The sequence below is a fragment of the Chryseobacterium sp. MEBOG06 genome, from assembly GCF_021869765.1.
Taxonomy (GTDB): Bacteria; Bacteroidota; Bacteroidia; order Flavobacteriales; family Weeksellaceae; genus Chryseobacterium.
On sequence record NZ_CP084580.1, the window covers coordinates 1705919 to 1721780 of the forward strand.

The following is a 15862-nucleotide window of genomic DNA, read 5'->3' on the forward strand; positions in this document are numbered from 1 at the left end:
TAACCGCCTTATTCTGAAAAATATATTGTATTTCAAATCCGGTTTCTGATATTGATCGGGAACCGGATTTTAATTTAAAAAAAATCAGTTATGGCTAAAATTCCAACAGGGCAGATCATTGCCGAAGTTACCAGAAAAGAATACATCAGCGATCATTTTATAAGGGTTTATCTATATTCGCCCGAAGTAAAGCTATTCAAAGATACCGCTGTAGGAGACAATAATAAAATTGCTGTACCGCCGGCAGGTTTAAACGAAATTCATTTTCCAACCTTGGATGAAAACCATCAGTGGGTTCATCCTCCGAAAGAATTGGCTCCAACAATAAGAACCTATACGCACAGAGGGATTGATTTGGAAAAAAATGAACTGATCATTGATTTTGTAGACCACGGAGACGGAGGTCCTGCGTCAAGATGGGTAAGAGAAGCTGAGGCTGGTTCCAAATTGGGGGTAATGATGCGTCTGGATGGAAAAGAATTGTACCCTAAAGCTGATTGGTATCTGCTGGTAGGTGATGCTACGGCAATTCCGGTTATCAGTGCGATTTTGGAAACCCTTCCTGAAACTGCAAAAGGAATATGCATCATTGAAGTTCATGGAAAAGAAGATGAACAGCAGCTGAAAACCAAAGCTGATATTGATTTTAAGTGGCTTCATAATTCAAATCCACAGATCAGCAGTGATATTTCTGATGCAGTGAAGAATGTAGAAATCCCCGAAACATCCAAATTTGGCTATGTAGCATGCGAATTCTCAGGCGTAAAAGAAATCCGTACATATCTCCGGAAAGAAAAAAACTGGACTTCACAGGAACTCTACGCTTATTCTTATTGGAAAGCAGGTGTTGCAGAAAATGAATCGCAGGCGGACAGACAGAAGGAAAAAGATTCACTGGAGTAGTGAGCTGGGCGTAGGTAGGAAAATTTTTTGATAATTGAGAATGAGGAATTGAGAATGGATAGAGTGGTTGGGAAAAAAGAAGTACAGGCAGCAAAAGTAATTTCTCACTTTCAATTTTCCATTTTCAACTTTCAACATGTATCTTTGCAGCCATGAAAGATTTAATGGGCAGAGCGATCTGGGATTACTATCACAATGAAAATCCTGAAGACCTGCAGACTGAAACATCAATTTCTGAGCTGGATGAGCTTCCGGTAGATTATTTATTCAGAGATTTTGAAGAAATGAATGATATTGAGCAGAAAGCACTGCAATTATCCGAAGGAAAAATACTGGATATTGGAGCAGGAGCAGGTTCTCATTCTTTATATCTTCAGAATGAAAAAAAACTTGATGTAACTGCTTTAGATATCTCTCCAAAATCTGTTGAGGTTTGTGCGCTGAGAGGAATTGAAAAGGCTGTTTGTGAAAATATGCTTGATTTTTCCGGTGAAACATTTGATACCATTTTATTATTGATGAATGGTACAGGGGTTTTTGAAAGTCTTGCTAAAATTGATACCTATCTTCAGAAATTGCATACTTTATTAAATGATAATGGACAGATTCTGATTGACAGTACAGACATTATCTATATGTTTGACCGTGATAAAGATGGCGGAGTATACATTCCGGCAGGAGGATATTATGGGGAACTGGAGTATATTGTTCATTACAAAGGAGAATCTGAAGAGCCGATTACGTGGCTTTACCTTGATTTTAATACTTTGAAGAATGCCGCTGAATACAATGGTTTTAAAATCGAAAAAATCATGAAAGATGAAGATTCTTACTTAGCAAAACTGACTAAGAAATAGCTTGAGAACCATCCCTGGTAGTTGGTTACAATTAAAGCTAACATAATGAAAGAGATAATTCCCGGAAAAATATATGAAGCTGCTCTGTAGGGCAGCTTTTTCGGTGTAAATAAAACCCAGAATACAAATAATATCAAAGCTCCTGCTGCACCTATTAAAAGTTCAGGACTTTTTCTGTAGGTAAAAACCCGTTGAATATTATTTCTGTACATAAAAGGAACAGCAAAATACTGGACAGTAAAAAAAATACATCCAAAAATAAAAGTCAGAATAGCCGGACCGTATTTTTTTAGTTTAATGAAGTTCAAACCTAATAAAATAGAGCCGGGAATAGTACCTAAAAGCAAGCTGATGATGAATATAAGCTCCCTTGGAAACAGTTTTACAGCGTTGGGATCTTCAGTTATATAATCCTGCCATATTTCCTTTTCTGCATTGATTTTAGCTTCTTCCGCTTCTTTTTTATACTGGATTAGTTGCTGAACGGCTGTTTTTTCCTGCTCACTGAAAATACGTCCTCTTTCTTGCAAAATTTCAAAAGCTACCTGAACGGCCTCCGGAACAAAGCGATTGCCTTCCTGTAAATAAACCTCCAATTCCTGATTGGACAATTTTCTTAAAACACTTCTATTCACCATAAGCTGTTAAAAGAAAGGCTGCTTCTATTGAAACAGCCTGTTATCTTTATCACGATGTTAATTATCCGATCTCAATACCGTTTTCAACATTGCTGTCATCCGGTGTTACGAAAGATAATTTTCCGTCTGGTTTTGTTGTTAATAATAACATTCCCTGAGATTCAATTCCTCTGATTTTTCTTGGTGCAAGATTCAAAAGGATCATTACCTGCTTACCAATAACTTCTTCAGGGGTAAAGCTTTCCGCAATACCTGAAACAACAGTTCTTACATCTACTCCTGTATCTACAGTAAGTTTTAATAATTTATCTGCTTTTTCTACCTTTTCAGCTTCTATAATAGTTGCTGTTCTAAGGTCTATTTTAGTAAAGTCATCAAACGTGATTTCCTCTTTCATAGGGTTTGCGTTAGGATTTGTTTTTTTATTGTTTTGTTTTGTATTTTCCAGCTTTTGAATTTGAGCCTCGATTGCGCTGTCTTCAATTTTAGTAAATAATAGAGGAGCTTCTTCAATTTTATGTCCGACTTCAATATGGATTTCAGTATTTTGTAAATCATTCCAATTCTTTTTCTCAATATTAAAGTATCCAAATAATTTTTCAGCTGAGAATGGCATGAATGGCTCACATAATTGAGCAACAACAGCAGAAATTTGAGCTCCGACAAACATTGCTTGGCCCGCCTCATTTGGATCATTCTTTATTGTCTTCCAAGGTTCTGCATTTTGAAGATATTGATTACCATAATCTACTAAAAGCATAAATGCATTTAATGCATTTCTAAATTCATATTTTTCCAGGTAATTGTTAACGTCTTCAATCGCTGTTTTCATTGCAGCTTTGCTGGTATCATCTAAAACACCATTTGGAACTTTTCCTTCAAAGTTTTTGTTAGTGAAAGAAATAACTCTATTAATGAAGTTTCCAAATTTATTAACCAGCTCAGAATTATTCTTCGTCTGGAAATCCTTCCATGTAAAGTTGTTATCTTTAGTTTCCGGAGCGGATGAAAGAAGAGCATATCTTAAAACATCCTGTTGTCCAGGGAAGTCTTCCACATATTCATGAGCCCATACTGCCCAGTTTCTTGAAGTCGAAATCTTATCGTTCTCAAGGTTCAGGAATTCAAAAGCAGGAACATTTTTAGGCATAATGTAATCTCCGTGAGCCTTCATCATCGCAGGGAAAATAATACAGTGGAATACAATATTATCCTTTCCGATAAAATGTACCAGGTCACTGTTTTCACTCTGCCAGTAATCTTTCCAGTCTTTTCCATTTTTCTCTGCCCATTCTTTGGTGAAAGAGATATAACCGATAGGTGCATCAAACCATACGTACAATACTTTCCCATCTGCATTTGGAAGTGGAACCGGAACTCCCCAGTTCAGATCTCTGGTCATGGCACGAGGCTTAAGGCCGTCATTCAACCAGGATTTCACCTGCCCGTATACATTAGGCTTCCAGTCATCTTTATGACCTTCAATGATCCACTCATTTAAGAAATCTTCATATTCATTTAAAGGCAGATACCAGTTTTTTGTTTCTTTAAGGATAGGAACATTTCCACTAAGCATTGATTTCGGATTGATCAGTTCCGATGGCGAAAGGGTAGAACCACATTTCTCACACTGGTCTCCGTATGCGTTTTCGTTGCCACAGTTCGGGCACGTTCCTACAATATAACGGTCAGCAAGGAATTCTCCAGCCTGCTCATCAAAATACTGCTCAGAAACCTCCTCTGTGAATTTGCCTTTTTCATATAAAACCTTGAAGAAATCCTGACTGGTTTCATAATGGTTCTTAGACGTAGTTCTTGAATATTCATCAAAGGAGATTCCCAGATCAGAAAAAGATTTTTTAATGATCCCGTGATATTTGTCAACGATATCCTGAGGAGTAACCCCTTCTTTTTTAGCTCTTATAGTAATAGGAATCCCGTGCTCATCCGAACCACAGATAAACGCTACATCTTTTCCTAATCTTCTCTGAAATCTTGCGTAAACATCCGCAGGAATATAAACACCTGCCAAATGTCCTATATGAACCGGCCCGTTTGCATAAGGCAAAGCTGCCGTAATCATCTTTCTGTTTGACATTTATAGTAAAGTTTTGACTGCAAAGATAAGGATTATCTCTTGAATACCGCTATTTGTGGACTTATTATGATTTGTAAGACAATTTAATGAGCTGAACATGAAATAAAGTTAAACGTTTGTTTGACTTTGTGCTTAGCTTTCATACTATGTTATGTATTGCATAGGATCGTTTAATCTACTGGATTTTAGAAATCTAATCTATTTTAGCTTCGTAATATACATAAAATTATCTTAAATTATATTAATTTTATGATAATTATATTTTTTTTTTAAATTACCACTCTGGCTTTAGGCCAAAATTTGACTTAAAAAGAAACTATAAAAATAAGATTGTGAAGAATTTTACAACAGTATTAAAAATCGCGCCCGCTTTTTTACTGGCCAGCACAGTAATGCATGCGCAAACAAAGGACTCTCTTCCACAAGAAAAGAAAATTGAGGAAGTTGTACTGATTGGGTATGGTAAGCAGAAGAAGACAGACCTTACCGGTTCGATATCTTCGGTTAGTTCCAAAGACTTTAATGGAGGGGCAGCTACTGCAGACCAATTAATAGTAGGAAAGACACCAGGGGTTCAGATAACTGGAAATAGTGGTGCCCCAGGAGCAGGTTCTACCATCAGAGTACGAGGGGGCTCTTCTTTTATAAATAATGACCCTCTAATTGTTATTGATGGTGTACCCATTGACTTTAATAGTTTAAGTGGTGCCACAAACCCACTATCATTAATTAACCCTAATGATATTGAAACTTTTGATATCTTAAAAGATGCTTCTTCAGCAGCTATTTATGGTAACAGAGCTTCAAACGGGGTAATTTTGATTACAACAAAGAAAGGAACTGCGGGCAAGTTTAAAGTAAATTTTAATACCAATTTTTCCGTTTCTACCAAAATGAACAATGTGGATGTTTTGAATGGAGATCAGTTTAGGCAGTTTGTAAATTCCTTTGGAACTTCATTACAAAAAAGCTATTTAGGAACTTCAAATACAAACTGGCAAGATCTAATTTATCAGCAGGCATGGGGAACAGATAACAATGTTTCTTTTTCAGGAGGTGTTAAAGGACTGCCATATAGAGTATCCTTAGGATATAATGAGCAAAATGGAATTGTAAGAACGAATGATTTTAAAAGAACATCTTTAGGATTAAATTTCTCTCCTAAGTTTTTTGATAATCATTTAACTGTTAATGGTAATTTCAAAGGAACTTTTACGGAAAATAGATTTCCTGATAAAGGCGCTATTGGAGCAGCAACATATTTTGACCCAACGCAGCCTGTATATTCTGGAAACTCTAATTATGGGGGGTATTATGAATGGCTAGATCCTCAAAATCATGCTACAGGTCTGAATGTAAATGGTACTAGAAACCCACTGGGCTTGTTATATGGTAAAAGAGATCTTTCTTCTGTTTTTAGAGTTATTCCAAGTTTGCAACTGGATTATAAATTTCACTTTTTACCAGATTTAAGATTAAATGTTACAGGATCCTATGATTATGCTAAAAGTGATGGCTCGGTAAATGTATCTAAGGACTATGCCCAAGGAATCGGAAGTTTAGGCTCTTATCGTTCTTATTCTCAGGAAATCAAAAGTAAATTATTTGAATCCTATTTAAATTACGTAAAAAAGATTGAAGCCATCAATACCAATGTAGATGTTATTGCTGGGTATTCTTATCAAGATACTCATTCAATAACACCGGAAGCTCCAACGTATTATGGTAATCAAAAAACAGATTTTTCTACGCCAGGTGATACCCAAAGAACATTGGTGTCATTCTATGCCAGAGGTATTTTTACGATTGCTAACAAATACGTGATTAATGGATCAATAAGAAGAGATGGATCTTCTACATTCTGGAATGGAACGGATAGAAATAACCTTTGGGGAAATTTCCCGGCAGTATCAGTTGCCTGGAAGATTAACGAAGAGAGTTTCCTTAAAAATATTTCAAGTATAAACTCCTTAAAAATAAGAGCAGGATGGGGTAAAACTGGACAGCAGGAAACAGGTAATTTTTATCCAGCTTTTGGTTCCTATTCATATAGTAACAGCAGTACTGCTCAGTATCAGCTTGGAAATAGTTTTTATACTTTGCTTCGTCCTGATGTTTATAATCCAAACCTGGTTTGGGAAACAACAACAACCAAAAACTTGGGATTAGATTTTGAAATTCTTAACAGTAGAATTAGTGGATCTATAGATTATTTTGACAAAAAATCGGAGAACTTGATCGCAAAAGTTCCTACTTGGGCTGGAGATTTAAATAACTTTAATATTAAAAATGTTGGAATTATATCAAACAAAGGTTTTGAAGCGAACTTGAATATTATTCCAATTAAAAGTCAAAACCTAACTTGGGATGTTAATTTTAATGCAACTAAATTTAATCCTAAAGTTACAAGCCTTTCACAATATGTAGATTCTGCATATAAAATTCCTGCTGGAAGCATTTCTGGAATTAATAATTATATTCAGGCAATTACAGTAGGTCAGCCACTGAATGCATTCTACGTTTATCAACAAGTTTATGATGCCAATGGAAAACCATTAGATGGTGCCTATATTGATAGAAATGGAGATGGAAAGATAACTGAAGATGATAAATACTTTTACAAGTCACCTACACCCGATATCATTTTAGGATTTTCTACAAAGGTTAAATTTAAGAATTGGGAGATTGGTACGGCCCTCAGAGCTGTTTTGGGTAATTATGTATACAATAACTCTGCTTCTAACAGTTCAATAGCCAATATTCAGGCTAATAACTTCTTAAGCAATACCAATTCAAGTGTTTTGAATACTCAATTTGCTACTACACAACTATTTTCGGATATGTTTATTGAAGATGCATCGTTCCTAAGAATGGATAATCTTACAGTGGGTTATAATGCTGGCGAATTAATAGGAAAGGGAACTAATTTAAGAATCAATGCGATGGCTCAGAACGTATTTGTAATTACAAAGTACAAAGGTGTAGATCCTGAAGTTTTTGGTGGAATTGATAATGGATTTTATCAAAGACCTAAAGTGTATTCAGTAGGGTTTAACTTCCAATTTTAATCTATTATGAAAAATAAATATTTATATAAAAAACTAATTATTGGGTCAATTACATTGTCCACTTTAATTTCGATAGGATCTTGTACTCAAGATCTTGAAAGAGAACCAACTTTAGGGTTAACCTCTACAGTATTATACAAGGATTTTAATAATTATAAACCTGCGTTAGCAAAAATTTATGCCGGATTGGCAATTGGTGGACAGGGAGATGAGAATAATGGTGATGGAAATACAGATATCGGCGGTATTGATGGTGGGTTTTCTAATTATCTTCGTCAAATGTACAGTATGCAGGTTTTAACAACCGATGAGGCTATCATTGCTTGGAGCGATGCAGGTCTTCCGGAAATGCATAATATGACCTGGAATTCTTCAAATCCATTTGTTGCTGCTATTTATTATAGGATATATAACGTTATTGCAGTAAGTAATGAGTTTATCAAAAATACAACTGATGAAAAGTTGGCAACCAATGGAATTTCAGGAAGTAATCTTACTGAAGCAAAATATATGAATGCAGAAGCTAGATTTTTGAGAGCTCAATCTTACTATCATGCTTTAGACCTGTTTGGAAATGTTCCTTTTGTATTGGAAACTACTGATGTTATTAATAATCCGCCACCAAGAATTACAAGAACTGAACTATTCAAATTTGTAGAAACGGAATTGTTAGCATGTGCTAATAATTTAAAGGATGCTAGAACTAATGAATATGGTAGAGCAGATAAAGCTGCAGCATGGGCTTTATTAGCAAGATTATATCTCAATGCAAAAGTTTATACAGGTACAGAAAGAAATACAGACTGTATTACTTATTGTAATAAAATAATTAATACAGGATATACTCTGAAACCAAATTATGGTTCATTGTTTATGGCTGATAATAATTTGAGTAATCCAGAGGTGATTTTATCTGTTAATTATGACGGTATGCGTACCAAAACTTATGGAGGTTCAACTTTTATGGTGCATGCTGCTATTGGTGGTTCTATGCCGGCAGCACAATTTGGAGTCAACGGAGGCTGGGGCGGAATAAGAACAACAAAATCTTTTGTTAGCTTATTCAATGGAAATCCAAATGATCAGAGAGGTAATTTTTATACAAATGGGCAAAATCTGGAGATTAATGATATAACTGCATTTACTGATGGATATGCTTTTGTTAAATATAAGAATATAAAATATGCAGATAATACTCAGGGCTCAGACCCTACGGGTACTTTTGTAGATGCTGATATACCACTTTACCGTTTAGCAGACATTTATTTAATGTATGGAGAAGCAGTTACCAGAGGTGGTTCAGGAGGTAATATTGGAACGGCTTTAGGATATGTAAATGCTTTAAGAACGAGAGCTGGAGGAAATCAGGTAACATCAGTGAATACTGACTTTTTCTTAGATGAAAGAGCTAGAGAAATGTCTTGGGAAGCAACCAGAAGGACGGATCTTATTCGCTATGGAAAGTTCACTTCAAGTTCGTATGTATGGCCATGGAAAGGAGGCGTAAAAGAAGGCAAAGGTGTAGATGAATATAGAAATCTTTTCCCTATACCAGCTAATGATATTGTAGCTAATCCTAATTTGGTTCAAAATCCTGGATACTAATTTTAAAAAAAGAATCTAAAAATGAAACATTTCTTTAAAATATTAGCAATAGCATTCATTGGAATTTTTATTATTTCATGTGAAAAAGATGAAGATCAGGCTGTTATTACTGAAACTATAAAAAGTAAGGTTACACCGGATAAGACAACGATTGTTTTAGATAAGGCGAATCCTGATAATGTAGCTCTAAATATCACTTGGAATAAATCAACCTTTAATATACCTGTAGTTTATACACAACAAATACAGTTTGCAATTAAAGGTGAAAATTTTAAAGATGCCTCTACTACGGAAGTGACAACTTCACCATTAGCCTATACCAATAAACAGCTTAATAATATAGCATTGAGTTTAGGGGCAGCTACCAATGTGTCAGCAGAGATTGAAGTTAGAATAAGAACTTTGGTTGGGGCGGCACCTTTTTATTCTGATGTGACAACTTTAGTAGTAACTCCTTATCTTCTAGGACCTACTTATAAGTATACAGATCTTTATTTAATAGGTGATGCTACATCAGCTGGTTGGGATAATAGTGAAACAAATGCGAAGTTCCTTCCTTTACAGAAAACAGCTGCAACGGGAGTATATTCTTATGTAGGGTATTTTGCACAGGGTGGTTTTAAATTAATTAAAACTCCAGGTTCTTGGGATACTCAATATGGCTTAGGCGGTTCTGCCGGAGCCTTAAGCACAAGTGCTACTTCTGGAAACATTTCTGTATCAGCTGCAGGGTATTATAAATTAACGGTTGATACCAATGCTTTGACCTATACCTTTACTGCAATAGCACCTCCAACAGTTAGCTATACTACAATTTCAATGATCGGAACAGCATCCGGAGATTGGAGTACAGATGTAGATCTTCAAAAGTCAACTTTTGACCCTCATATTTGGGTGAAGAAAAATGCGGCAATGAATTCTGGTGAATTCAAGTTCAGAGCCAATCATGACTGGGGAACAAACTGGGGGAAAGCTCAGGAGTTTTTTGGAGTGGCAGAGCTTGGAGGAGGAAATATTCCAGTAAGTGAAACCTTTAAATATGATGTGTATTTCAATGATATTACCGCTGAATATTCACTAATTCCAATATTTAAATAATAATAAAAATCAAATTTAAAATAAAGCAAAGTGCTGCTTTACCGTGGCACTTTGATATTTTAAGTTAATAAATAGTCATTATGAAGAAAATTACAGTTGGAGCACTTTTGCTCTCAATGATGTTTACAGGCGTGAAAGCCCAATCTTTAAAATCTCCGGACGGGAAGTTTGAAATGAGCTTTCAGCTGAAAGAAGGAGTGCCTTACTATAACCTGAAATATAACGGAGCCGTAGTAGTTGAAGATTCTAAATTGGGATTGAGATTATTTAAAGACACAGCCATCAAATTCGCTTCCGAAATTGCCAAGCCGGAAGATGCAAAATACGACCTCAACAACGGTTTTGCAAAGGTAGATGAAAAAAGAGACTCTAAAAACGAGACCTGGCAGCCGGTTCTTGGTGAGAAAAAGAACTATATCAATCATTATAATGAGCTTGCCGTTACACTGAATCAGGCTTCTACAGACAGAAGTATTGTGGTGAAATTCAGGTTGTTCAACGATGGCCTTGGGTTCAGATATGAATTCCCACAGCAAAAGAATCTTAATTATTTCGTGATCAGAGAAGAAGATTCTGAAATTGATTTTCCAACCGATATGAAAGCCTGGTGGATGGTGGCAGATTATGACTCTCAGGAATATCAGTATCAGGAAACAAAAGTTTCTGAAATTCCTTCACAGTGGGACAAGGCATATGACGCCAACGCCTCTCAGACATTGGTTAAAAATGCAGTGCAGTCTCCATTGATGCTGAAGAAAGAAGGGAAATCTCCTTTATATATCAACGTTGCCGAAGCCGCAGTATTGGATTATCCGGCCTCCCATCTGGAAGTGGATGCACAGAATTACAAATTCAAAACGCATTTGACAGCAGACAGACAGGGAGCAAAAGGATATATTCAGACGCCGTCCGTTACACCTTGGCGAACCATCATTGTTTCTCCCAAAGCAGAAGAAGTGATGGATTCCAAAATGATCTTTAACCTCAATGAGCCTACAAAATATAAAGACACTTCCTACATTCACCCTACAAAATACATGGGAGTCTGGTGGGAAATGATCATCGGAAAATCACAGTGGGCGTATTCTACAGCAGAAAACGTTCATTTGGATAAAACCGATTTTACAAAACTTACACCAAACGGAAAGCATGCAGCCAATAATACTAAAGTTAAAGAGTATATTGACTTTGCTGCGGAAAACGGATTTCAGGGATTGCTTATTGAAGGCTGGAATATAGGTTGGGAAGATTGGTTCGGACACTCAAAAGAATTTGTTTTTGATTTCGTTACCCCTTACCCGGATTTTGATATCAAAATGTTGAATGATTATGCTCATTCAAAAGGAATTAAGCTAATCATGCACCATGAAACTTCAGGTTCTGCAACGAACTATGAAAGATGGGCAGACAAAGCCTTCCAGACGATGAATAAATATGGCTATGATGCTGTGAAAACAGGATATGTGGGAGATATTATCCCAAGAGGAGAGCACCATTATTCTCAATGGACCATCAATCATTATTATAGAATTGCTGAAAAAGCAAATGACTATAAGATCATGGTCAATTCTCACGAGTCTGTACGTCCTACAGGAGAAAGCCGTACTTATCCAAACTATATTTCTGCCGAAGCCGCACGTGGAACAGAATATGAAGCATTTGGAGGAAATAAGCCTGATCACCAGACTGTTCTTCCGTTTACAAGATGGATGGGAGGGTCTATGGATTATACACCGGGAATTTTCCAGACAAAATTAGACTATTATTTCCCTGGAGATACCCGTTTCGTAAAAACTACACTGGCCAAGCAGCTGGCTTTGTACGTTACAATGTACATGCCGCTTCAGATGGCCGCAGACCTTCCTGAGAACTACAAAAAACATATGGATGCATTCCAGTTTATCAAAGATGTAGCAGCAGACTGGGATGACACGAAAATCTTATCCGCAGAACCAGGAGATTATGTAATCACTGCCAGAAAAGCAAAAGGAACAGAAAACTGGTTTGTGGGAGGAATTACCGATGAGAACAAACGTGAGTATACGGTAGATTTCTCATTCCTGGATAAAGGAAAAAAATATGAGGCAATCATCTATGAAGATGGAAAAGATGCAGATTACATCAACAATCCTCAAAGCTATAACATCTATAAGAAAGAGATTACAAGCAAATCAAAAATTAATTTTAAAATGGTAAGAAGCGGAGGTTTCGCAATTTCTATCAAGCCTGTAAAATAATTTGAAAATACACTAGGGTGCCCCGGCTCATTGGATTTTTCCATGTCCGGGGTATTTTATTTTTTGTAAGAAATTATTCTTTAATACAGGTTAAGAATTCCCTATTTCAATTAATCTGAGTTTGGGTTAAGGAAATTAAAATTAATGTAGAATATATAGTTTTGTATTACCTTATAATGTATTGAGGCTACCATACGCCTAAAAAAAAACTGGAAGAGCAAAATTATTTAGATCATAAATAACTTCACTCTTCCAGTTTTTCTTCTTATTATATCTTTAGAATAAACTTGGATTATTTATCCTCTGCCTGCTGGCTGAGTGATGAATATTGATATTCCGGTTCTGATACCTGTTCTTTTCTTTTAACAGGAACTCCGTTTCTTATTTTTTCATTGTATTCCTTTTGGTACTGCTTTACCGTCTTTCCGGTGCCGTCATGTCTCCATCCCGGTGAGTAAAAAAGATATTTGATACGGTTTTTAAAAGATACCCCCGGCTGTCTGAGATCTTTTCCTATCCTTCTCCATTCATAGAAAAGCATAGTAGCAGGATCTTTGGATTTTATTTTGGGGTATACTCCGTATTTTACAGGAACTTCGGGATCTTCTTTTTCAAAAGTTCCGAATATTTTGTCCCAGATGATCAGTCCCATTCCCATATTACGGTCCAGGTATTTGATGTTGCACGCATGATGTACACGGTGATGAGAAGGAGTTACCAAAATATATTCCAGAAAGCCCATACTTTTAATAGACTGGGTATGTACAAACGTTCCATAGATCTGTATTGCAGAATACGCCACCATAACATGTAACGGATGGAACCCCATAAATGCTAAAGGAGAGAAAAACAGATACCTGTATAAAGGCTGGAATACAGGACTTCTGAAACCTGTACTGATATTAAAATATTCAGAATTGTGATGGGTAATATGCACTGCCCAGAAAACACGGGAATGATGATCTACATAATGATGGATATAATAGGCGAGATCCTGAGCGAGGAAAACCGCAATCCAGTACCATATTCCCACTTCCCAGGTGAAAAGACGGTGTTGGTAAAAAAACATCATGACAAACATAGAAAAGCCTTTCATGATGATATCTAAACTGTAATTTAACAGAGCAAAAAGAACATTTGTAGCAACATCTTTGGTTTCATAAATCTTTTCTTTATTAAAATGGCTGTAGGCCATTTCTATAAAAATAATGACGGCAAACAAAGGGATAGTCCATGTATAAACGATATCTGGCCCATCACTTTTGAAGATTGAAGTGAAATCAAACATTTTTTCTGTAAAACTAAAGATAAAAATAATGAGAATCCCTATTTTTAGATGAATTTTTTATGAAAAAGTTATATGTTTTTGATAAAAATTAAGATATCAATGCCAAACCTTAATTTTTTCAGTTTAAGAAGATTGAAATAAGCACATTACATTAGGTTTTGAGCTTATATTTGAAAATTTAATGCTAAATTGAACTTTAATATGAAGACTATATATGCAGTATTAGCCCTTTCGATAGCTTCTGCAGCTTTTTCCCAAAAAATGTTGGAAAAAGTAGAGCCGGCGTTCTGGTGGAAGGGAATGAAAAATCCCGAACTTCAGATTCTTGTTTACGGAAAAGGAGTTGCCAATAATGAAGTCACTCTTTCGGACGGGATACAGATCAAAAATCTCCAAAAGGTGGAGAATCCTAACTATCTTTTTATCACTGTTAATACCAATGAGATAAACGTTCCTAAGTTTACCATTAATATTAAAAATGGTAAAAAAAATATAGGATCCTACTCATATGAGCTTAAACAAAGGAATTCCGGATCCGCAGACCGCTCCTCTTTTACCTCGAAAGATGTGATGTATCTGATTATGCCGGATCGTTTTGCTAATGGCGATGAGAAAAATGATTCCAGACCGGATCTTACTGAGAAAGCTGACCGTAACCTGCCTAACGGAAGACATGGCGGAGATCTTCGCGGTATTATCAATAATCTTGATTATATTCAGAAGCTGGGAGCAACAGCGGTATGGCTGACTCCGGTCAATGAAGATAATGAAAAAGTATACTCTTATCATGGTTATGCTCAGACCGATCTGTATAAAATTGATGGCCGCTATGGTACTAATGAAGACTACAGAACATTATCCCGTGAGTTGAATAAAAGACATATGATGCTGGTGATGGATTATGTAACCAATCACTGGGGAGTTTCACACTGGATGATCAAAGACCTTCCCACAAAAGACTGGATTCACTGGTTCAACGATGGTGAGAATGGATTCAAAAGATCTAACTATAAAATTACCTCTCAATTTGATACCAATGCTTCCGAAATAGATAAAAAATATGCACTGGACGGATGGTTTGATACTACAATGCCGGATATTAACCAAAAAAATCCGTTAGTCCTGAAATACTTAACTCAAAATGCAATCTGGTGGATTGAATATGCAGAACTTGGCGGTTTCCGTGTAGATACTTACCCTTACAATGATAAAGAAGCAATGGCAAAATGGGCTAAAGCAATTACCGAGGAATATCCGAAGTTTAATATCGTAGGTGAAACTTGGCTTTCTACTGCAGGACACATTTCGGCATGGCAGAAAAACTCTAAAACCGGAGAAGCCGCAGGATACAACTCGAATCTGCCTTCTGTGATGGATTTTATATTATTTGGAGAAATGCCTAAAGCTTTTCATGAAAAAGAGAGCTGGAACGGTGGAATGAACAGAATCTACGACTCATTTACAAGCGACTTTCTGTATCCGGATGTTAATAACCTGCTGGTATTTTTTGAAAATCATGACACCGAAAGATGGAATGAAATTTTTAATGCAGATCCCAAAGCCTATAAACTGGGATTAACACTTATTTCAACCACCCGTGGAATTCCGCAGATCTATTATGGATCAGAAATAGGAATGAGAGGAGATAAGAAAAAAGGTGGAGATACCGATATCAGAAGAGATTTTCCGGGAGGATGGAAATCTGATAAGCAGAATGCCTTCAATCTGTCAGCGCAAACTCCGCAGCAGAAAGACTTTTTTCAGTATACACAGAAATTATTGAACTGGAGAAAGGGAAAAGAAGTGATTCATAGCGGGAAAACTAAAAACTTCGCCCCTCAGGATGGTGTATTTACCTATTTCAGATATAATGAAAAAGAAAGTGTAATGGTTATGATCAATAATAATGATAAAGACCAAACAGTAGATTTGAAACATTTTGCAGAATCACTTAATGGATTTACAAAAGGGAAAGATATCATTGCAGATAAAGAATTTACATTCCAAAACACTATTGCCATACCTGCGAAAACTTCATTTATTATTGAACTTGAAAAATAATTACGATCT

Annotated in this window: 10 protein-coding genes; 7 read left to right on the forward strand and 3 right to left on the reverse strand. The window is 36.1% G+C overall.

Annotation, left to right across the window (positions count from 1 at the left end):
* Positions 1-90 precede the first annotated feature (90 nt).
* Together LF887_RS07905 and LF887_RS07910 are read left to right on the forward strand one after the other, a co-directional pair.
* The gene (locus tag LF887_RS07905; protein ID WP_236858485.1) at positions 91-903 is read left to right on the forward strand and encodes a siderophore-interacting protein; all 813 of its coding nucleotides are present in this window, start codon (positions 91-93) and stop codon (positions 901-903) included.
* Between the two features lie 152 nt (positions 904-1055).
* Positions 1056-1760: a class I SAM-dependent methyltransferase gene (locus LF887_RS07910; protein WP_236858486.1), complete on the forward strand. Its 705-nt coding sequence runs from the start codon at positions 1056-1058 to the stop codon at positions 1758-1760.
* On the opposite strand, the gene LF887_RS07915 is transcribed toward LF887_RS07910, so the two are convergent.
* A complete protein-coding gene (locus tag LF887_RS07915; protein ID WP_236858487.1) occupies positions 1733-2398 on the reverse strand; it encodes a hypothetical protein in 666 nt (221 codons plus the stop codon). The two genes, LF887_RS07910 and LF887_RS07915, sit on opposite strands and share 28 nt — an antisense overlap.
* Before the next feature lie 61 nt (positions 2399-2459).
* On the reverse strand, positions 2460-4496 hold the full coding sequence (metG, locus tag LF887_RS07920) for a methionine--tRNA ligase (protein WP_236858488.1): 2037 nt from the start codon (positions 4494-4496) through the stop codon (positions 2460-2462).
* A gap of 332 nt (positions 4497-4828) precedes the next feature.
* Between metG and LF887_RS07925 the strand changes: the two genes are divergently transcribed.
* The 4 genes from LF887_RS07925 (at position 4829) to LF887_RS07940 (ending at position 12504) form a co-directional block, all read left to right on the forward strand.
* On the forward strand, positions 4829-7564 hold the full coding sequence (locus LF887_RS07925; protein WP_236858489.1) for a SusC/RagA family TonB-linked outer membrane protein: 2736 nt from the start codon (positions 4829-4831) through the stop codon (positions 7562-7564).
* Positions 7565-7570: 6 nt separating this feature from the next.
* The gene (locus tag LF887_RS07930; RefSeq protein WP_236858490.1) at positions 7571-9169 is read left to right on the forward strand and encodes a RagB/SusD family nutrient uptake outer membrane protein; all 1599 of its coding nucleotides are present in this window, start codon (positions 7571-7573) and stop codon (positions 9167-9169) included.
* A 21-nt stretch (positions 9170-9190) separates the two neighbouring features.
* Positions 9191-10267 (forward strand): SusE domain-containing protein, encoded by a 1077-nt coding sequence (locus LF887_RS07935; protein WP_236858491.1) that lies wholly within the window; start codon positions 9191-9193, stop codon positions 10265-10267.
* An 80-nt stretch (positions 10268-10347) separates the two neighbouring features.
* Positions 10348-12504, forward strand: a complete 2157-nt coding sequence (locus LF887_RS07940) for a glycoside hydrolase family 97 protein (protein WP_236858492.1) — start codon at positions 10348-10350, stop codon at positions 12502-12504.
* A gap of 292 nt (positions 12505-12796) precedes the next feature.
* On the opposite strand, the gene LF887_RS07945 is transcribed toward LF887_RS07940, so the two are convergent.
* Positions 12797-13792 (reverse strand): sterol desaturase family protein, encoded by a 996-nt coding sequence (locus LF887_RS07945; RefSeq protein WP_236858493.1) that lies wholly within the window; start codon positions 13790-13792, stop codon positions 12797-12799.
* A gap of 201 nt (positions 13793-13993) precedes the next feature.
* Here LF887_RS07945 and LF887_RS07950 point away from each other — a divergent pair, with 201 nt between their 5' ends.
* The gene (locus LF887_RS07950) at positions 13994-15853 is read left to right on the forward strand and encodes a glycoside hydrolase family 13 protein (protein WP_236858494.1); all 1860 of its coding nucleotides are present in this window, start codon (positions 13994-13996) and stop codon (positions 15851-15853) included.
* Positions 15854-15862 lie beyond the last annotated feature (9 nt).